Source organism: Marinobacterium arenosum (assembly GCF_019795155.1).
In the GTDB taxonomy this organism is placed as follows: domain Bacteria; phylum Pseudomonadota; class Gammaproteobacteria; order Pseudomonadales; family Balneatricaceae; genus Marinobacterium_C; species Marinobacterium_C arenosum.
The window spans coordinates 22,013-42,754 of record NZ_JAILYN010000009.1 but is presented as its reverse complement, the minus strand read 5'-3'; the positions used below and the strand labels follow the sequence as shown (position 1 = coordinate 42,754).

Annotated in this window: 15 protein-coding genes; all 15 read right to left on the bottom strand. The window is 63.2% G+C overall.

The annotated features are described in order from the left end of the window. Positions 1–27: 27 nt before the first annotated feature. Positions 28–1,314 (bottom strand): ferritin-like domain-containing protein, encoded by a 1,287-nt coding sequence (locus K6T12_RS06140; protein ID WP_222220530.1) that lies wholly within the window; start codon positions 1,312–1,314, stop codon positions 28–30. A gap of 388 nt (positions 1,315–1,702) precedes the next feature. Then, a complete protein-coding gene (locus K6T12_RS06135) occupies positions 1,703–3,442 on the bottom strand; it encodes an Lcl domain-containing protein (protein WP_222220528.1) in 1,740 nt (579 codons plus the stop codon). Between the two features lie 227 nt (positions 3,443–3,669). Next, positions 3,670–5,943, bottom strand: coding sequence for a DNA topoisomerase IV subunit A (gene parC, locus K6T12_RS06130; protein ID WP_222220526.1), 2,274 nt, complete (start codon positions 5,941–5,943; stop codon positions 3,670–3,672). 113 nt (positions 5,944–6,056) lie between these two features. After that, positions 6,057–7,322 (bottom strand): outer membrane beta-barrel protein, encoded by a 1,266-nt coding sequence (locus tag K6T12_RS06125; RefSeq protein WP_222220524.1) that lies wholly within the window; start codon positions 7,320–7,322, stop codon positions 6,057–6,059. A gap of 30 nt (positions 7,323–7,352) precedes the next feature. After that, complete coding sequence (gene parE, locus K6T12_RS06120; protein ID WP_222220522.1) at positions 7,353–9,245, bottom strand: DNA topoisomerase IV subunit B; 1,893 nt, start codon at positions 9,243–9,245, stop codon at positions 7,353–7,355. Between the two features lie 15 nt (positions 9,246–9,260). Further along, entirely contained in the window at positions 9,261–9,890 is a 630-nt protein-coding gene (locus K6T12_RS06115; RefSeq protein WP_222220520.1) for a YqiA/YcfP family alpha/beta fold hydrolase, read from the bottom strand. A 280-nt stretch (positions 9,891–10,170) separates the two neighbouring features. Beyond that, positions 10,171–10,929, bottom strand: coding sequence for a metallophosphoesterase (locus K6T12_RS06110; protein ID WP_222220518.1), 759 nt, complete (start codon positions 10,927–10,929; stop codon positions 10,171–10,173). Beyond that, entirely contained in the window at positions 10,929–11,369 is a 441-nt protein-coding gene (locus tag K6T12_RS06105) for a DUF1249 domain-containing protein (RefSeq protein WP_390879080.1), read from the bottom strand. The genes K6T12_RS06110 and K6T12_RS06105 overlap by 1 nt, the downstream gene beginning before the upstream one ends. Continuing rightward, entirely contained in the window at positions 11,366–11,995 is a 630-nt protein-coding gene (locus tag K6T12_RS06100) for an NUDIX domain-containing protein (protein ID WP_222220514.1), read from the bottom strand. Before K6T12_RS06100 ends, K6T12_RS06105 begins: the two co-directional genes overlap by 4 nt. A gap of 289 nt (positions 11,996–12,284) precedes the next feature. Continuing rightward, complete coding sequence (locus K6T12_RS06095; RefSeq protein WP_255611595.1) at positions 12,285–14,174, bottom strand: GGDEF domain-containing protein; 1,890 nt, start codon at positions 14,172–14,174, stop codon at positions 12,285–12,287. Between the two features lie 221 nt (positions 14,175–14,395). Beyond that, positions 14,396–17,035 carry a sensor domain-containing protein gene (locus tag K6T12_RS06090; RefSeq protein WP_222220511.1) on the bottom strand — a complete coding sequence of 880 codons (2,640 nt, stop codon included), beginning with the start codon at positions 17,033–17,035 and terminating at the stop codon, positions 14,396–14,398. After that, positions 17,032–17,907, bottom strand: coding sequence for a deoxyribonuclease IV (nfo, locus tag K6T12_RS06085; RefSeq protein WP_222220509.1), 876 nt, complete (start codon positions 17,905–17,907; stop codon positions 17,032–17,034). Before nfo ends, K6T12_RS06090 begins: the two co-directional genes overlap by 4 nt. A 3-nt stretch (positions 17,908–17,910) precedes the next feature. Then, positions 17,911–18,093 carry a hypothetical protein gene (locus K6T12_RS06080; protein ID WP_222220507.1) on the bottom strand — a complete coding sequence of 61 codons (183 nt, stop codon included), beginning with the start codon at positions 18,091–18,093 and terminating at the stop codon, positions 17,911–17,913. A 64-nt stretch (positions 18,094–18,157) separates the two neighbouring features. Beyond that, on the bottom strand, positions 18,158–19,891 hold the full coding sequence (gene recJ / locus K6T12_RS06075; protein ID WP_222220505.1) for a single-stranded-DNA-specific exonuclease RecJ: 1,734 nt from the start codon (positions 19,889–19,891) through the stop codon (positions 18,158–18,160). 2 nt (positions 19,892–19,893) lie between these two features. Continuing rightward, positions 19,894–20,691 (bottom strand): YdcF family protein, encoded by a 798-nt coding sequence (locus K6T12_RS06070; protein WP_222220503.1) that lies wholly within the window; start codon positions 20,689–20,691, stop codon positions 19,894–19,896. Between the last annotated feature and the right edge of the window lie 51 nt (positions 20,692–20,742).

Sequence of the window (20,742 nt, the reverse complement as noted above, 5' to 3'; positions counted from 1 at the left end):
ATTTTCCTTCGCCATGGTCCGCTGCGCTCAGAGCGAGCAGCCGGTCACATTGGCTACCGCGACCATCTGGTCGGCCTGCTCTTTCACCGACTCCAGCACGCCCAGCATCGTCTGCAGGGTGGCGGTTTCCGTAACCGTGCGGGCCTGACGTTCCGCCAGCTGCAGTCGGGCGACCAGCGCCTGGGTCTCGGCCTGCACCGCCAGCAGCGGCTCATCGCGGTACTGCCAGGTGGGCGCGGCGTTCGGCCCCGCCGAGGCGCTGCCCTGTTCCCAGACACAGGTCTGCATCATCTGCTGCGCCAGGGTCGGCAACACGGCATGCATGATCGGTAACGCGGTCTGGAAATAGAGCTTCTGCTTGGCGGGATCATCGGAGAAGGCCTGCTCCATGGCCCGCAGGAACACGGAATAGAAACCGTTGAACAGATCGCAGAGTTCGGCGGCATCGCCCTGATAGTTGTCGCGCTTGGGCAGCGCCACGATCGGATAGGTTGCCGGCAACGGCGCCGAGCCGTCGGCGATCCGCTTGAACTTGAAGTAATGGGACAGCTCGTAGGGCTCCGAGCCGAGAATCGGCCCATAGTTGCCATCGATGCGATTGCCGTAATGGTTGTAGGCACCCCAAGCCTCGGTCGGCACCAGCGGCTCGCCCGGTTTGACCGCGCCTTCGCCCTGCTCGACGATCTGGCGGATCGCCAGCTTGGCGCTGGCCAGGTCGGTGACCTTGACGATATAGCCGCCGCCCTTGCCGATATAGAAGTCGGTGGTCTGGGTGTAGCCCGGCGCGTTGTGGAAGATGGTCTCACCCGCCGGCATCTGCGCTTCAAGGTATTCCAGACCCAGCTCGATCGCCTTGTAGAACTGGCCGATGGTGCGGATATTTTCATCCTCCGGCGGTGCCTCCGCCGGCGCCGGGGTTTCGATGCGCATGAACACATCCCGGTACACCTCGGGTGTCGCCGCACGCAGACCGATATAGGGCGTCGCTTCCTTGTCGCCGTTGGGAATGAAGGTCGGATAGGTCGGCGTATCCTCGCCGGTAAAGCGGGGAATCCCGCCCACCGCGATCAACAGGTTGGCGGCCTGGTAGACATGGAACATCTCTTCCAGGGCGACACTGCGGGTCAACCGGTAGGCATCGCCATCGACCTCTTTCATCGAGTAGAGCGCGGTCAGGTAAGCGGGGATGGTTGCGAACTCCAGGGTGACTGCGCTTTGCAGGTAGGTACGGAGCTCTTCCAGCGTGCTAATCGGGGTGTATTGCTTCGAGAAGACGTCGCACAGGCACTGCGACGGGTAGGGCTGAGTTGTCATTGCATAATCCTTTATGGGGTTGCGATCACAGCGCAGGGGCGAAGACTTGTTACATCCCGCTGCCAGCTCTGAACAGCCCAACGCACCCGGTCAGCGAATCGCTACAACTCAGCCCGGTGCATCTCAGTGCGCTTCCTGCGCGTCCAACCAGTATAGATATTATTTTTGTGGTTTTTCTAAAAATAATTTCGCCAATCGGGGAGCGAGTGTTCAGGCTCCCGGGTATCCATCCCAAAGCCACAGCCTGCCATTTGTCATGAAATAGGCGAGTGCCCTGCCATAAAAAACCGCAGCGACCGGGGCCGCTGCGGTTTTCCAATCTGTTCACTGTAAGCTGTTAACTTACAAATCGCTTTCCAAGGGCCGCTTCCGCGTACCCTACCCGCCATCAACCCAGCCAAACGTCGTAAGAGATCCCGTCGGCGATCTGGCTGGCAACGTTCTGCTGGTTCTCGGCACTTTCGCTGAAACCGACCAGCACCCCTTCGCGGCTGTCGGCAGCCGAATCCAGCACGTCCAGCCACCAGGCGAAGCCGTCGCCGTCCGGATCACGGTCCAGCACATTCTGGTAGAGCGCGGTCAGGAATTCGCTGTTGCTGGTGTCCTCGCCGTACAGCTGGCGGAACTCGGCACTGTTGATGAAACCGCTGGCGACGCCCTGCAAGGCATCGCCGTTGTCCATCGCGTCGATCCAGAAGCCCAGCCCTTCGCTGTCCGGCTGGCGGTCGAAGGCTGCCTTGTAGAGCCGGTAGCTCTGGCCGGCGACGCCGTCGGTATCGAACGCCAGCGCCTGGTCGTTGAAGTGCATCCGCTCGATATTCACCAGCGTATCGTTACCTTCGGGACCGTTCACGGTAATGCTGTCGTCGTCCTGCTGAGTGACCGTATAGTTGCTGCGATCCAGACTGAACACCACCGTATCGGTGCCATCGCCGCCATCGAAGGTCTCGTCGGCGATGGTCGAGGTCCAGCTGTCACTACCCGCCGTACCGGTGTCGGGACTGTCGTCGTCACGTACCGCCCGGGCGTAGTTGTAGATCCGGATCACGTCGCCCTGCGGGCCGAAGCCGTAGGGGTAGTCGTCCGGATCACCGCTTTTCGGATCGCTGCGCTGGGCGCCGGCACCATGCACATCCATCAACGTGTAGTCGCCGCCCTGCTCCATCCAGCCCAGTGCCCGGCCGAACGACAGGTAGACCGCATGATCACCGCTGTTGCCCTCGACATGGGTGGTGCCGCTCCAGTAGAAGCCGTATTCGGGCGCAGCTTCACTGCCGATATTGGTGGTTTCGAACAGCGGATCGATGGCGGCGGAGTTGGTGGTATCCGGCGAGCGGCTGTAATCGACCAGGCTCTGCAGCTCCTTGGCGTTGGGCAGCCGCCAGTCGTCGTAGCCGCCGTACTCCAGGTTTTCCGCCCAGGCCAGTGCATCCCGCCAGCTCAGCGCCTCGCCACTGTCGGCCTGCAGCCACATCAGATCGGTGGCCTGATCGCTGACGGTGCCGTCGCCGTTGTCGGTGAAGTCGTTAACGCCATAATCCTCGTTGCCACGCACATAGCGCACGTAGCGCTCCATATCGGTACTGCCGGCGGACAGACCGTTGGGATAGCCCTTGATCCGGCCGTCGGCGAAGTTAACCCCGAACGTGGTCGCATCGCCGTTCATGGTGGTAGAGACGTACTCGGTGGAAGTCCAGTACTGGGCATCGATAAAGCGATCACCCGCGCTGGTATCACCGTATTCGAAGCCGAACACGCCGCTGTCCAGATAGGGGCTGGAGCTGTCGGCATCCTGACCGGTGTAGCCGCTGAAATCCATCAACGAGTACAGCTCCTTGAGGGTCGGCAGGCGCCAATCATCGTAGCCGGCCAGCGAGAACGAATCGGCGCCGGCCACCGCCTCGCTGTAGGTGATGTCGCCAGTCGGTGCCTGGGCCCACATCAGGCCGGTATTCAGGTCGCTGACGGTACCGTCGCCGTTATCCTGATAGGACGCCTGCACCCCCTGGTACTGGGCATCCTGACCGTAGAACGCGGCCCCCTCGGCGGGTCTGCCGATGACGCTATCCACATCGTAGTAAGTGGTCTGTCCGGTATCGACGATGGTGTAGCTCAGCGATTGGCTCATCCGTTTCCTCCAGTTCCTTTCGTTCGGCTGGCGCCGTTAAATCAGTCGAGCATAGCCGAGTCGCCGGACAGGGAAAACATTCACGGACAGAACTCATGGCAATTCCCGTATTCCCCGCTTATCCGCTCGGCCTATACCGACAAATAGCAGCATTAAAAAAACCGCAGCGGCCGACGCGCACTGCGGTTTTTTAGATGGCTTACCATCCTCAGCAGACTTGATGTCGCTCAAGCCTCCTGAGCCGGCTCCTCGCTGCGAATCACCTCCAGGAGGTCGACCCGCTGGTAGCCGCGTGGCAGCTTGTTGCCACGCCGGCCGCGTTCGCCGATATAGTGCTCCAGATCGCCACCCTTAAGCTTCAGGTGCTGCTTGCCGGCATGCACCTGCAGAGTATCCTCGCGGCTCAGCACCGCCATCGCGACCATCAGCTCTTCGCGGGCCGCAGCACGGGCGCTGGGGATATTGATCATCTTGTTACCCTTGCCGCGCGCCAGTTGCGGCAGCTCGGACAGCGGGAACAACAACAGTCGGCCCTCGTTGGAGACCGCCGCGATCAATGCATCCTCGCGACTACCCAGCGGCACCGGCGGTACCAGCTGGGCGGCCTTCGGCAGGGTCAGTGCAGCCTTGCCGTTCTTGGTCTTGCTGGTCAGGTCACCGATCCTGGCGATAAAGCCGTAGCCGGCGTCGGAGGCCAGCAGCACCCGGTCGCTCTCCTTGCCGTTGAACGCGGCATCGACGGTAGCGCCTTTCGGCAACGAGATCTTGCCGGTGATCGGCTCGCCCTGACCACGCGCCGACGGCAGGCTGTGGGTGTCGACGGTATAGCTGCGTCCGGTGCTGTCGAGCAGCAGGGTCGGCTGGTTCATGCGGCCCTTGCAGGCCAGCTTGAAGCCGTCACCGGCCTTGTAGCTGAGCCCTTCGGCGTCGATATCGTGGCCCTTGGCGGCACGTGCCCAACCCTGCTTGGAGAGCACCACGGTCACCGGGTCGGCGGTGAGCAGGTCCTTCTCGCTGAACGCCTGCGCCTCTTCGCGCTCGACGATCGGCGAGCGGCGCGCATCGCCGTAAGTTTCCGCCGCTTCCTCGATCTCCTCCTTGATCAGTTTGCGCATCAGGGTGTCGGAGCCCAGTGTCTCCTCCAGCCGCTTGCGTTCCTCTTCCAGCTCCTGCTGCTCGGCGCGGATCTTGAACTCTTCCAGCTTGGCCAGGTGGCGCAGTTTCAGGTCGAGGATCGCGTCGGCCTGGCGCTCGCTGATATTGAAGCGGGCCACCATCTCCGCCCTGGGATCATCCTCGTTGCGGATAATCTCGATCACCTCGTCGATATTGAGGTAGGCGATCATCAAGCCGTCGAGGATATGCAGCCGGTCGAGCACCTTCTCCAGCCGGTGGTTGAGGCGGCGGGTCACCACGTCGGTACGCCAGGTCAGCCATTCGGCCAGAATCCGGCGCAGATCCTTGACCTGCGGCCGGCCGTCGATACCGATCATGTTCAGGTTGACCCGGTAGGTGCGCTCCAGGTCGGTGGAGGCGAACAGGTGGGCCATCAGCTGATCGACGTCGACCCGGTTGGAACGCGGCACGATCACCAGCCGGGTCGGGTTCTCATGGTCGGACTCGTCGCGCAGATCGGACACCATCGGCAGCTTCTTCTGCTGCATCTGCTGAGCGATCTGCTCCAGCACCTTGTTGCCGGACACCTGATGCGGCAGCGCGCTGATCACGATATCACCCTGCTCCCTGGCATATACCGCGCGCATACGCAGCGAACCTCGACCGGTCTCATAGATCTTGCGCAATTCATTACGCGGCGTGATGATCTCCGCCTCGGTCGGCATATCCGGCCCAAGAACATGCTCGCAGAGCTCGTCCAGGGTCGATTGCGGCTTATCCAGCAGATGGATACAGGCGGCGGCGACCTCGCGCAGGTTGTGTGGCGGGATATCGGTGGCCATGCCGACCGCGATGCCGGTGCCGCCGTTCAGCAGCACGTTCGGCAGCCGCGCCGGCAACACCTCCGGTTCACGCAGGGTGCCGTCGAAGTTGGGTACCCACTCGACGGTGCCCTGGCCTACTTCCTGCAGCAGTACCTCGGCATAGCGCGCCAGGCGGGATTCGGTGTAACGCATTGCGGCGAACGATTTCGGATCGTCCGGCGAGCCCCAGTTGCCCTGGCCGTCCACCAGCGGGTAGCGGTAGCTGAACGGCTGCGCCATCAACACCATCGCCTCGTAGCAGGCGGAGTCGCCGTGCGGGTGGAACTTACCCAGCACGTCGCCGACGGTACGGGCGGACTTCTTGTACTTGGCGCTGGCTTTCAGCCCCAGTTCGGACATCGCATAGACGATACGGCGCTGCACCGGCTTCATGCCGTCGCCGATATGCGGTAGCGCGCGGTCGAGAATCACGTACATGGAGTAATCCAGATACGCCTTCTCGGTAAACTCTCTCAGCGCGATGCGCTCGGTGCCGCCTTCAAAGGTGGTCTCTACACTCATCGAGTTGCCTTGTTTCCATTGATAACCGCGCCGTCCGGTGCGGCGCGACCATCCGATCGCTAATCCCAGGTTCCCGCCGTTTTTTCAAACATCGGGAACATAAATCTGAAAAACTATAAAAAAACCGTGGCATCGATGGAGAAGCGCAGTTGATCCGCATCGCTGCCTGAAATTTCGTTCACCCCGAACGCGCCGTCGAAACGGTCATAGCGCAGTTCCGGCCGGACCCGCAGCCAGGGCTGCGGGTACCAGCTCAGGTTGAGGGTCCAGCTGCGGTTGATACCGGTGGCCCGCTCGGCATGGGCGCCATCGCGGTCGCGGAACCACTCGTAGCGGACGGCCAACTGCAGGTCGTCGCGCAACTGCCGGATCAATGCCGCGTTGGCGCCGTACCATTCGCTGTCCTCGACGATCAGCCCGTCGCTGCCGCCATCGAACGCCGGGTCGCCGCCCTGCTGGCGGCCATGCACCGCGTTCAGCACATAACGCCAACGTTTATCCGCATCCGGCCAGTGGCGCAGGCTCAACGAATAGAAACTGCGCGCCAACCCACGGCCATCGTCGCTCAATGCCACGAACGGCCGCTGATCGGTGATGCCGTCCTGCGACTGCTCATCGCCCCAGATCGCCTCCATATCCAGCTCCAGCCGTTTATCCCGGCTGCGCCGATGCAGCGCGGCGATCAGGCTGGGACGATCGTTGTTGTCCTGCAGGTTGTCCCACCCCTGTACCAGGCCAAGATCGACACTCCACAGGCCATACTCGTCTGCCAGCGGCAGCCGGCTCGACAGCAATCCGCCAACATGCCGTTTGGGGCCATATTCGTAGGCCAGACTGCGGCTGTAGAACGGCTGCGGCGGATCGGTCGGCGCATCCCCCTCGTTACCGACCGGGCTGACGAAGTTACCCAGTTGCAGCACCGTACCGCCGCCGAGCGGGGCATAGCCCTTCAGCAGCCACTGCGGCAGACTCAGCTTATTGCGGTGGGCCCGGTTGAGGCCCCAGTCGTCGTCGAAACCGTACAGCGGATTGAAGTCCTCGCCGTAGCGGGCCTCGACCAGAAAACCCCAATCCCAGTTCGGCCGGCGTGAGCCGGCATCGGCATAGCCGCCGGGCGCCACCCGGCTGCGCAGCGGTTTCTCCAGCAGCAGCTCGATCCGGTTCAGGCTGAAACCGTCGCGACTGAACAGCTCATTGCCGCTGTTGTCGATGCTGAGGCCGCTCTGCAGCCGGGCCGCCACATCGATCCGCTGCTGCTGCCAGAGCTCGCGGTCAACGAACAGCTGGTAGGCCCAGCCCTTCGGCTGAGCCGCCTGGGCCGTCAACGGGGGCAGCAACGCTAACAACAGTAGCCAAATCACCTTGCCGGTTGCGCTCATCCGCTGCCTCCCATCCTGTGCTCGGACTGGTTAAACCACCTCGGCCAGGTCGCCCTTGGTTTCCAGCCAGCTCTTGCGATCGCCGGAGCGGCGCTTGGCCAGCAGCATATCCATGGTTTCGGCGGTGCCGTCGCCCGGCTCCACCATCAACTGCACCAACCGGCGGGTATCCCGCGCCATGGTGGTCTCGCGCAGCTGCATCGGATTCATCTCGCCAAGGCCCTTGAAGCGCTGTACGCCGATCTTGGCGTTCTTTCGCTCGCTCTGGATACGGTGGATGATGCTGTCCTTCTCGGCATCATCCAACGCGTAATGGACCTCCTTGGCCACGTCGATCCGGTACAGCGGCGGCATCGCCACGTAGACATGGCCGGCCGCCACCAGCGGCTTGAAGTGGCGTACGAACAACGCGCACAGCAGGGTGGCGATATGCAGGCCGTCGGAGTCGGCATCGGCCAGGATGCAGATCTTGCCGTAGCGCAGCCCGTCCAGGTTGTCGGAGCCCGGCTCGACGCCGATCGCCACCGAGATATCGTGCACCTCCTGCGACGCCAGCACCTCGGCCGGTTCCACCTCCCAGGTGTTGAGGATCTTGCCGCGCAGCGGCATGATCGCCTGGTATTCACGATCGCGGGCCTGCTTGGCGGAACCGCCGGCGGAGTCACCCTCCACCAGGAACAGCTCGCCCTCCATCGCATCGTTGCCGGTACAGTCGGCCAGTTTGCCAGGCAATGCCGGGCCGGCACTGACCTTCTTGCGCACCACTTTCTTGTTGGCACGCAGCCGTTTCTGAGCGTTGCTGATCACCAGTTCGGCCAGCTGCTCGCCCTCCTCGACGTGGCGGTTGAGCCACAGCGAGAAAGCGTCCTTGATTACCCCGGAGATAAAGCCGGCGATCTGGCGCGAACTGAGTCGTTCCTTGGTCTGGCCGGCGAACTGCGGATCGCGCATCTTGGCCGACAGCACGTAGCTGCAGCGGTCCCAGACGTCGTCGGCGGTCAGTTTGACGCCGCGCGGCAGCAGGTTGCGGAACTCGCAGAACTCGCGCATCGCCTCCAGCAGGCCGGTGCGCAGGCCGTTGACGTGGGTGCCGCCCTGGGCGGTGGGGATCAGGTTGACGTAGCTTTCGGTGGTCTGCTCGCCGCCGTCCGGCAACCACTGCACCGCCCACTCGACCGCGTCCTCCTCACCCTGGTGGTTACCGGCGAACGGCTCCGCCGGCAGCACCTCGTAGGCCTGGGTATTGCCCTGCAGATAGGCGGTCAGGCCGTCCTCGTAGTACCACTCCTCCTTCTCGCGCTGGGCGCCGGTCAGGTCGGTGAAGGTGACCTTCAGGCCCGGGCAGAGCACCGCCTTGGCGCGCAGCATATGCTTGAGCCGGCTGACGCTGTATTTCGGCGAATCGAAGTATTTCGGGTCGGCCAGGAAGCGTACCGAGGTGCCGGTATTGCGCTTGCCGCAGCTGTCGATCACCTCCAGCTCGGACACCTTCTCGCCGTCGGCGAAACCGATCCGGTAGACCTGGCCGCCACGACGGACCTGTACTTCCAGCAGCTTGGACAGCGCATTGACCACCGACACCCCAACGCCGTGCAAGCCGCCGGAGTAGTTGTAGTTCTCGTTGTTGAACTTGCCGCCGGCGTGCAGCTTGGTGAGGATCAGCTCGACCCCGCTGACGCCCTGCTCCGGGTGGATATCGACCGGCATGCCGCGGCCGTCGTCGGTCACCGTCAGCGAGTTGTCCTTGTTCAGGATCACGTCGATCTGCTTGGCGTGACCGGCCAGCGCTTCATCGACCGAGTTGTCGATCACCTCCTGCGCCAGGTGGTTGGGACGGTCGGTTTCGGTGTACATGCCGGGGCGGCGTTTCACCGGGTCCAGACCGCTGAGTACCTCAATGGAATCGGCTGTATATTGGCCCATTGCTCGTTTCTTACCTCAGCTACTCAGAGGGGACGCGACCGGCGTCACCTCGGGCAGTTCAATTCGTCCATCGGCAAATGCCAGGATGGCGGGGATCAGCTTGTCGAACTGTTCAAAACCGTGGCTACCGCCGGGCTGCACGAACTGCGGACTGGCGGCGTACTTCTGCACTGCCTCCATATAATCCAGCGTCTCGTCTTCGGTCTGGGTCAACAGCAGGTAGGCTTCCGGCCGCAGGATCTCGTCGCAGTCCAGCACGATCAGCTGCGACAGGTGCTCGCGGGTCAACTGGTATTTTTCGTGGGTGTAGAGATTCTGGTTGTCGCCCAGCAGATCTTCCAGCAGCCGGTAGGGTGCCACGGCCGGGTTGACCAGCACCGAGCGCACATGCACGTAGCGCTCGGTCAGCCAGGTACTGTAGTAGCCGCCCAGCGAGCTGCCGATCAGCACCACCGGCCGGTCGAAATTCTGCTTAACCAGAGCTTCCAGGGTCTGCATCGCCTGGCTCGGCCAGTGACTCAGCTCCGGCACCAGCACCTGGTCTTCCCGACCCAGCGCCGCCATATAGCGACGGAACAGCTGCGCCTTGAACGAGGCCGGCGAGCTGTTGAAGCCATGCACGTAAATAAACAGTGGGGTTTTCAAAGACTCATCTCCCTGCAGGTGTTGGAAAGGTACCGGAGCGCAGGAAGAGGTGCAAGAACCATGGTCAAATGTACAGTGGTTGGGGGAGTGGTGAGTTAACAGTTGGGAGTGGGGAGTTGGGAGTTGGGAGTTGGGAGTTGGGAGTTGGGAGTTGGGAGTTGGGAGTTGGGAGTTAACAGATTTAAGTAAACAGTTTTGAGTTGACAGTTAACAGTGCCGCACAGAGCATATGCTCACCGCCATCGTCCCGATAATCTCCGTCACTGTTAACTCCTAACTGTTAACTTCCCACTGACAACCTGATCAAGCCGGTCTCGAAGCGGCCGTCGTCGTGCAGCCGCAGCCAGCGGGCGGCCGGGCCGGTCAGCGCCGGGTCGTCCTCCTCGCAGAAATCGGCCTGGCGGGGCTTGAACTGGGGCGCGATCGCCGGGGTACCGAGTACCCTGACCTGGCCGCGCCGCTGCTCGAATGCGTGGTGGATATGGCCGTGGATCGCCAACTTGACCTGCGGATAACGTTCGACGATCCGCCAGAAGGCGTCGGCGTTGCCGAGCATGATCGGGTCCTGCCAGCCGCTGCCGGTGGCCAGCGGGTTGTGGTGCAGCACCAGCATCAGCGGCCGGTCGCTTCCCGCCAGCTCCGCGTCCAGCGCCTGCAGCTCGCTATCGGCCAGCGAGCCGCCGCCGCGGCCGTCCGGTTCGGCGGTGGTATCGAGCAGCACCAACCGCCAGCCGGGCAGCTCGATGCGGCGGGGCCGGAGCTCGCCGTCCATCAGCTCGGCGCAGTCGTGGTTACCGGGAATCCAGCTGATCCGCCCGGCTCGGCCCTGCACCTTGGTTTGCAGCCAGCGGTAGGTGGACAGATCGCCGTGATCGGTCAGATCGCCGGTCAGCAGCAGCTGGTCGATCCGCTCGAAACGTTCGGCCAGATGATCCAGCATCCGCTGCAGACGGCCGGCGACATCGACACCGCGGAACGGATCGGTGGGAACGCGCGGCAGATGGAGGTCGGTCAGCTGGATGATCAGCGAGGAAGCCATCAGCCGGCGTATACCGGTTCGATCTGATGACCGTGGCTCAGGCAGTGGCTGAGCCATTCACCCAGGTAATCGTTGAGCTGGGCTTTTTCATCCGGCTGGTGCATATCGGGGTTCGGGTAGGGGTAGACGCCGGAGATCTGACGCCGCCGGGTGCAGACCACCTCGGCCATGCCGGCGTCGTGGTACAGCCGTACCACCAGGGTCGGCGCAGCCAGCCAGGCAGAGGCGCCCTCCTGCTGCTGGGACACGGCGATGGTGCTGGTGTAGGCGAACCGCTCAGCTACCTCCAGCCGGATCAGCGTACGCAGCGGCTCGCGACTGATCTGGAATTCACGGCTGTCACAGTTGTCCAGGTCCGGCAACAGTTTCATGATCCGCATATAGTTGGCCTCGCACTGGGCCATCTGACGGCTCAGATCGGGTACGTATTTGCGCTTCACGAACGAACTCCCCAGCATTGTTTCAAGGTCTCTCTGTGCAGTTGCAGCCACTGCAGGGCAATAATGGTTGCGGCATTGTCGATCCGCCCGTTGTCGACCAGCGCGAAAGCGGCCTCGGTCGGCAACACGTGTACCCGGATATCTTCATGCTCATCGGCCAGACCATGCAAGCCCCCCATGCCGCTGCTGTCGACCCGGCCACAGAACAGCTCGACATACTCGCGGCTGCCGCCGGGGCTGGGCAGATAGCGCATCAGCGGCTCCAGCTGGCGAATCTCGGCACCGGCTTCCTCATGGGCCTCACGATGCGCCACCTGGTCGGCCGCTTCGCCCGGTTCAACGATACCGGCCACCAGCTCCAGCAGCCAGGGGCTATGCGGATGATCGATAGCACCGATGCGGAACTGCTCCACCAGCACCACCTGTTCAAGGTCCGGGTCGTACAGCAACACAGCAACCGCATCATCGCGCTGGAACAGTTCCCGCTCGATGGTCAGCTGATCGCCGTCGAAACGGCGGTGACACAACCGCAGCCGCTTCAGCTTGAAGAAGCCATCGTACAGCATCTCCTCTTTGAGTGTGCTGACGTGACGATGGTTCATCTCCGGTTGCCAGCCCTTCGACATACACTCTCCCCCCTTCGAAGGCTGAACTATAGCATGCGCATCTGCGCTGGGTGGCGGTACTGACATTTTGGTGCAGGCAGGGCCGGATGGAGCGCTGGTGTTCCGATCTGGAGGGGGTAACAGGATCAAGGCCGCCTTCGGCGGCGGCGCCCCAGGCGACACCCTACAACGGAGCCACCTCGTAAGATCGCATTCGGGCAACCAAACGCCGGCAGGCGTTTCAGCGGCCCGGGCACGCTATCGAAAGGGGCTATCGAAAGGAGCTATCGAAAGAACGATATCAAAAAAGCTAGTTGAACTGCTCCGACGGATACTGCGGCAGCCATTCGGCGCCGAGCTCCCCCGGCATCACACAGCTGCCGCAAGAGCAATCTTCCGAGTCTCTACGCTGGTTTTCCGTGCCGCCGGACGGGTAGCCGACCATCCGTCGGCGCGACACGAACAGCGTGCTGGCGCTGCCCTTCTTGGCCTCTTTCTTGGCCAGCGCCGCCAGCTCGGCCACTTCGTGGTGGCTGGTACACTTGTACGGGTCCGGATGGACCACGCCGATCGCCAGCCCCAGCAGCGGATAGAAGGTCGCCTCGCCCTTGCGGTCGGAGGCCCAGATGCCGCCCTGCTGCAGGTCGCGCGGGTTGTAGAAGCCACGTACCTGCTCGTCGAACTGGCTGAGGATCCGCTCGCAGATCTGCTGCCACTGCGGATGGCGAAAGATCACCACGAAGTCATCGCCGCCGATATGGCCGACGAAGTTGTCGCTGCTGTCGGCATAACGCACCAGCAGATCGCCCAGCAGGCGGATCACCTGGTCGCCCTTGGAGTAGCCGTAGCAGTCGTTGAACGGCTTGAAGTTGTTGAGATCGAAATAGGCGACCCGGAAGTCGCTGGTCTGTTGCAGCAGCAGGTCGATCTCGCGCTGGATCGGCACATTGCCCGGCAACAGCGTCAGCGGGTTGGAGTAGCGGGCGTTGCGGATCTTCAGCTCGGTGATCCGCTTGAGCAGGTCGCGCACGCTGCCCATGCCGAGGTAGCTGCCGTCCTGGGTGATGACGATATCCTGCTGCAGGGTGAAATCGTCCTGCTCGGTGACCATCCGCGACACCTGCTCCAGGGTCATCTCCGATTCCACCACCAGCGCCTGCTGACTGAGCAGCTTGCTGACCGGTTTGTTCTCATAGAGCGCCCGGCCGTACTGGGCGGAGAACACCTCCAGCAGGTCGTCCTTGCGCACCACGCCGACCGGCCGGCCGTCGCTCAACACCGGGATCGCGGTCAGCTCCGGGTGCTGACGGAACAGCTCGTTGGCATGGCCGATACGGTCGTCCATGCTGACCGCCGGCGCCGGCCGCAACAGCAGGAAGGCGGTCTCGCCGACTTCGTTGTGCCGCTTGTTGCCGGCCCGCCTGAACTCGTTCAGTACCGCCTCGGGCAGCACCGCCTGCGGCAGCGGTTCCGGCCGGCCGAGCAGATAGCCCTGGCCCAGTGACACGCCAAGCTTCTTCAGCGTACGCAGTTCCTCGACCCGCTCGATCCCTTCGGCAATCACCTTGCAGCGCATGCTCTGACCGATATTGCAGACCGAGCGCACCAGCTCGCGTTTGACCGGGTCACGGTCGATATTGGCGATGAAGTGCTGGTCGATCTTGACGTACTCCGGGGTCAGTTGAGACCAGAGCTTGAGCCCCGAATAACCGCTGCCGAGATCGTCGATGGCGATATCGAAGCCCATCTGGCGGTAATGCTCCACTGCTGCGCGGGTCAGCCCCTGATGATCGAACGGGTGCTGTTCCGACAGCTCGATCACGCAGCGGTCGATACGGATATCGTGCTGGCGCAGCAGTTCAACGGTATAGCCGTTCTTGTGCTCGCTTTTCTCCAACGAAGAAGCACTGACGTTGAGGAACAGCTTGCCGGGCAGTTGGAGCTGGGCGAAGCGCTCGATCGAACGCTTACGGCAGAGCAACTCCAGCTCCAGCATTCGGCCGCATTCGATGGCGGTGTTGAACAGTGCATCGGGGAACTGCAGCGGACAGTTGGCCGGACCTCGAATCAACGCCTCGTGACCGATCACCTCGCCCTTGTTCAGGTCGACGATCGGCTGGAAGTGCGGCTCCAGCTGTTCCGTTTTGATGATTTCGAGCAGCCGCGCCTCCAGTGAGGGGACATTCGATACCGCTGACATTTCCATAATGTGCTGTTCTCAACGTTCGGGTCAGCCCAAAAGATTAAGAACAAAAAGTGACACCCAGATGACAACCGCCCAGCAATGACGATTGGTCAACAAGCGTAACCCCAGGGTTACGTCCTATCGGGGGATGGCGGCGGCGCGCCGGTAGGATCAAAAAAAAGCGCGATTCGCTGACAGATTCGCCTGCGCAAGGCCGTGCCGCGCCAGCAGCGCCCTTACTCGGTCAACTCGAACTCCAGCAACTCGAGTACCTCGGCCAGCGGGCCGGGCTTGGCCAGCAGGTAGCCCTGGCCCATCTCGCAGCCATTCTGGCGCAGGAAGCTGAGCTGGTCGTGGGTCTCGATTCCCTCGGCGATCACCTCCAGCCCCAGCTTGTGGGCCATCGCGATCACCGCCGCGGTGATCTCCATATCGCTGCGGTCGTGCGGGATATCGCGCACGAACGAGGAATCCACCTTGAGCTGGTCGACCGGCAGTTTCTTCAAGTAGTTGAGCGACGAGTAGCCGGTGCCGAAATCGTCGATCGACAGGGTGATGCCCAGCTCCTTGAACTGCTGCAGGGTGGCCAGTACCCGGTCGATATTCTCCATGATCATCGACTCGGTCAATTCCAGCTCCAGCCGTTGCGGCTCCAGGCCGGTCTCTGCCAACGCCTGGCGGATGCAGCTGAGCAGGTTGGGGTCGCGGAACTGGCGCAACGACAGGTTGACCGCCACCCGCACGTCATGGCCCTGGCGCTTGAGCTCCTGGCCGGCCCGGCAGGCCTCCTGGATCACCCACTCGCCAAGCGGTACGATCAGGCCCAGCTCCTCGGCCATCGGGATGAAGTCGGCCGGCGAGATCCAGCCGCGCTGCGGGTGGTTCCAGCGCACCAACGCCTCGACGCCGGTCAGTCGCAGCTCACCGAGCAGCGACCACTGCGGCTGGAAATGCAGCACGAACTGGCCCTCCGCCAGACCGGTGTGCACCTCCTGCTCCATGTAGCTGCGCTTCATCACCTCGTCGTTCATATCGGCGGTAAAGAAGCGGTAGGTGTTGCGGCCGCTCTGCTTGGCGCGATACATCGCCAGGTCGGCGTTCTTCATCAATTCAGAGGCGTCGCGACCGTCGTCGGGCGCCATGGTGATACCGACACTGGCGGTGACGTTGGCGGTATGCCCTTCCAACTGGTAGGGCGCCACCAGGGCATCGACCAGTTTGCTGGCCACCTGGCCGACCCCTTCGGCGCTGGGCGCATCCGGCACCAGCACCACGAACTCGTCACCACCAAGCCGGGCGATGATATCGGACTCGCGCAATGACTGACGCAGCCGCTTGCCGACCTGGCGCAGCAGCTGGTCGCCGACATCGTGGCCCTGGCTGTCGTTGACCTGCTTGAAGTTATCCAGGTCCAGATAGAGCATGCCCAGCCGGCTGTTGTTGCGCTTCAGTTTGCGCAGCTCGACATCCAGCTGCTCGCGGAACAAGCGGCGGTTGCCGAGGCTGGTCAGCGGATCGTAGAACGCCAGCCGCTCGATCTGCTTCTGGGTTTGTTTCTTCTCGGTGATATCCTCACTGATCGCCACATAGTGGGTGATCTCGCCGGTCTCGTTGACGATCGGCGAGATCGACAGCGCGGCCCAGAAATGCTGGCCGTCCTTGGTACGGTTCAACAGCTCGCCATGCCAGTCCTCGCCGCTGCTGACGGTCTGCCACATATGACGGAACATCTCCGGATCGGACAGGCCGGAGTTGATCACCCGCGGATCGGCGCCGATCACCTCCTGGGGCTGGAAGCCGGTCACCTCGGTGAACTCTTCGTTGACGTATTCGATGGTGCCCTTGGCATCGGTGATCAACACCATGCTGGGACTCTGGTCCACCGCCCGCGACAGTTTCTGCAGGTTCTCCTCGGCCTGCTGGCGCTCCAGCGCCAGGCTGGTCAACCGGGCCGCGGCCTGGATCAGATCGATATGCAGCTCGTCCGGTTCGTGGGCGTCGCGGTAGTAGACGCTGAACACCCCGACCACCTCGCTGTTGCTGCCGCTGATCGGCTGCGACCAACAGGCAGCAATGCCGGCCCGCTGGGCCAGTTCACGCAGCCCCTCCCAGTTGGAATGGCGCTGGATATCGCTGACCGCGGTAAAGCCGCCGGTGAACGCGGCGTGGGCACAGGAGCCGACCCCGGGGCCGATCTCCAGCCCGTCGACCGCCTGGTTGAAGAACTCGGGCAAACTGGGCGCGGCACCGTGCACCAGCCGCCGGCGGTCGCGATCCAGCAGCTGGATCGAACAGATCAGGTCCGGGAAGTCACTTTCGATCAGACTGACCAGCTCGTGCAGCACCTGCGGCAGCCGGGCACCGCGCACCACCCGGTCGAGGATCGAGGTCTGCATCCGCAGCAGCAGCTCTTCATGCTTGCGGCGGGTGATGTCGCGGGAGATCGACAGCACGCTGTCACCCTCGCCCGGCGCGCCGAGGATCGGCAGCTTGGTACTTTCCAGCAGCACCCGGCGGCCATCGTAGTAGCGGGTCCAGCCCTCCACCCGGCGGGCGACCTTGGTATTGAGGATGCTGTCATCCTCCGCCTCCAGCTGCTGATCCGGCTGGATCAGGTGGCCGCTGGTGCCGATCAGCGCCTTGCGCTCACGACCGAGGAAGGCGGCGAAGGCCCGGTTGCAGTCCAGGTAACGGCCCTGACTGTCCTTCACGTAGATCAGGTCCGGGACGTTGTCGATCAGCGCCCGCAGCCGCTGTTTCTCCTCCTGCAACGCCTTCTCGCGAATCCGGGTCAGGTGCAACTGACGATGGCTGCGCCACAGCAGCAGCAATGCTACCAGCAGCGCCAGCGTCGGCAGCAGCCACCAGAGATTCACTGACCGGCCTCCTGCACCGCTGCGCCGGCAAACGCCCGCAGCTGGCGGATCTCGTCGGCCCAGAGGGTCTCGTCGATGGTCTCCAGGATCAGCGGCACACCGCGGAAACGGTCATCCTGCATCAGGTATTCGAACACCGTCCAGCCGATCTCCCCCTGGCCCAGGCTGTGGTGGCGATCCAGCCGCGAGCCGTGGCCGCCCTTGGAGTCGTTCAGGTGCATGCCGCACAGGTAGTCGAAGCCGACCAGCCGCCCGAACTCGGCGAACGCCTGCTGACAGTCTTCGCGGCTGCGCAGGTCGTAACCGGCGGCAAACAGGTGACAGGTATCGATACAGACGCCGACCCGGCTCTTGTCTTCCACCTGGTCGATAATCTGCGCCAGTTGGGCGAAGGTGTAGCCGAGGTTGCTGCCCTGGCCGGCGGTATTTTCCAGTACCGCGGTGACGCCATCGGTCTGTTCCAATGCCCGGTTGATCGACTCGGCGATCAGGCTCAGGCACTGGTCCTCGTCGATCTGGCGCAGGTGGCTGCCGGGATGCAGGTTCAGGTAGCAGAGGCCGAGCTGCTGACAACGCTGCATCTCGTCGATAAAGGCGTCCAGCGACTTGGCTCGGGCGTCCGGTTCCGGGTGACCCAGGTTGATCAGGTAACTGTCGTGGGGCAGGATCTGGCGCGGACTGAAACCGTGCTGTTCACAGTTACGCTTGAAGGCGTCGATATCAGCCGTCGCCAGCGGCTTGGCCACCCAGCGACGCTGGTTCTTGGTGAACAGCGCGAAAGCGTTGGCGCCGATCGCGGCCGCATTGAGCGGCGCGTTCTGTACCCCACCGGCGGCACTGACATGGGCGCCAACGTAATAAGGTGTTGTCATCGGTTACAGTTTGCAGGCGCCACCGAGACAATCGTCGAAATCCATACTTTCCAGTTCCTGGCGCTCTCCATGAGCTTCCTTCAGGCGACGCAGCAGATCACCGGCCATGCCGTCCGGCTCAGCGACGCCAGCTTTCTCGAACACCCCCAGCAGGGCGCTCAGCTCATCGAGCGTAAAATCGTTCATCTCAGGTACCTCAGTTTCGAAATAGGTAACTTTTTAGTAAGGCGCCAAGTCTAAAGGCAGTGCTTCAGGCGGGCAACAGCTGTTCGACCAGCAACTGTACACTGCGTTGCCCCCGAAATTCATTGACATCCAACCGGTAAACCACCCGTACCCGGTTGATCCCCTCGTCGGGCCAGAGCTCGGTGTCGGCATTGAAGTGGATCGCATCCAGCGCCAGCCCGCTGGCCGGCTCCATCAGCACCATCTTCAGGTGGCGCTGACCGACGATCCGCTGCTGCAGCAGGCTGAATTCGCCATCGAACAGCGGCTCCGGAAACTGATGCCCCCAAGGGCCGCTTTCACGCAACAGTTCGGCCAGTTCGAGGCTGATCTGCGCACCGTTCAGTTCACCGTCGGTGGCCACCCGCAGCAGCAGGTCGTCTTCGCTGAGCTGGCGCGCCACCTCATCGGCGAACGCCTGGCTGAATTCGTCGAAGCGATCGGCATCGATGGTCAAACCGGCCGCCATCGCATGGCCGCCGAACTTGCGCAGCAGTTGCGGCCGGCGGGCAGCGATGGCGTCCAGCCCGTCGCGGATATGGAAACCGGGGATCGACCGGGCCGAGCCCTTCAGCTGGCCGTCATCACCGGGCGCGAAGGCGATCACCGGCCGGTTGACCCGCTCCTTGATGCGCGACGCCAGGATACCGATCACCCCCTGGTGCCAGCCCGGCTGGTACAGACAGAGGCCAAACGGAAGATCATCCTCGGCCAGCTCCAGCTCGGCCAGGATCGCCAGTGCCTGCTGCTGCATCTGCTGCTCGATCTCACGACGTTCGCGGTTCAACCCGTCCAGCGTAGCGGCCAGCTCGCGGGCGTACTCCAGCTCCGGGCTGAGCAGACACTCGATGCCGATCGACATATCCTCCAATCGGCCGGCGGCGTTGAGCCGCGGCGCCAGTGCAAAGCCGAAATCCGAGGCCACCAGCCGGCGGTGGTCGCGGCCGGACACCTCGATCAGCGCCTGGATACCGGGTCGCACATGGCCGGCGCGGATCCGCTGCAGCCCCTGGTAGACCAGGGTGCGGTTGTTCTGCTCCAGCGCCACCACGTCGGCCACCGTGCCGAGCGCCACCAGGTCCAGCAGGCTGGCCAGGTTGGGCGGCTGACAGCCGATCCGCTGGAACCAGCCCTGCTCACTCAACGCCCGGCGCAGGGCGATCATCACGTAGAAGATTACCCCAACGCCGCAGGTGGACTTGGCGATAAACTCGCAGCCCGGCTGGTTGGGGTTGACGATCGCGCAGGCCGCCGGCAATTGGTTGCCCGGCAGGTGGTGGTCGGTAACGATCACGTCGATGCCGTACTCGGCGGCACGGGCCACCCCCTCCACCGACGAGATGCCGTTATCGACGGTGATCAGCAGCTGCGGCTGCTGACTGGCGGCCACTTCGACAATCTCCGGACTGAGGCCGTAGCCGTACTCGAAGCGGTTCGGTACCAGGTAGTCGACCTGCGCCGCGCCCATCATCCGCAGCGCCTCAATTGCTACCGTGGTACTGGTGGCGCCGTCACAGTCGAAATCGCCGACGATCAGCATCGCCTCGCCACCGGTTACCGCCTGCACCAGCCGGTTCACCGCAGCGTCGATCCCCTTGATCTGGCCATCCGGCAGCAGCTCTTTCAGGTTGCGGCCCAGCTGGGCGATATCCTCGATCCCCCGGCTGGCGTAGATCCGCGCCAGCACCGGGTGCACCTGGCGGTGGATCGGCAGATCCGCCGCCGGCTCCGGGCGACGCTCGATAATCAGTTGTTTCATGTTCACTTCTGTTCCGGGGCCGGAAACCACTGAGAGGTCTTTCCGGTCAGGTAATAGACGCTCAGGCCGAGCCACTCGTGGCTGGCCAATGACAGTTCACTCAGGTTGCGCCACAGTTGCGGTCGCACACCCAGCGGCGCGCTGTTGAAGTCCACCGGCCAGCCGATCACCGGCCAGCCCTGCCGACGAAACACGCCCACGGCACGCGGCATATGGGCCGCCGAAGTCACCAGCAGCCAGCGCTTGTCCGGCACCGAATCGAGCATCGCCAGGCTGTAGCCGGCGTTCTGCCAGGTGTTGCGCGAGTCACGCTCGAACCGAACCCGCTGTGCCAGGCCAGCCTCCGCCAGCCATGCTTGAGCCAGGTCGGCGCCACGTTGATCCGGCCTGGCCAGGCTGCCGGAGCCGCCGCTGTAGATCACCGGCAGATCCGGGTAGCGGCGCAGCAACGGCACCAGTGCCATCAACCGCTCGGCCGCGCCGTTGAACTGCGCTTGCTGCCAAGCCTCGCTGGGGCCAGGCAGTTCGGCGCCACCGAGCACGATGATGCCGCCGAGCCGTTCGGCCGGCGGCGGCGCGATCGTCGGGAAGCGGCTTTCCAGCGGGCGCAGCAGCAGCTGGCCGAGCGGCAGCACGGCCAATACCAGCAGCAACAGCACAACGGGTGACAACAGCGCCAAGCCGAGTCGTCGCTGACCGGCCCACAGCAGCAGGGTCGCCAGCAGCAACAGTAACAGCAGCAGGTGATCCGGTTGCAACAGCAGCCAGGCTATTTTGGCAGCGGTAAAAAACAGGTCCATCAGCGCTTTCGTTATTCTTCTCTATCGAACCGGCCTACGAGAGGTGTTCGG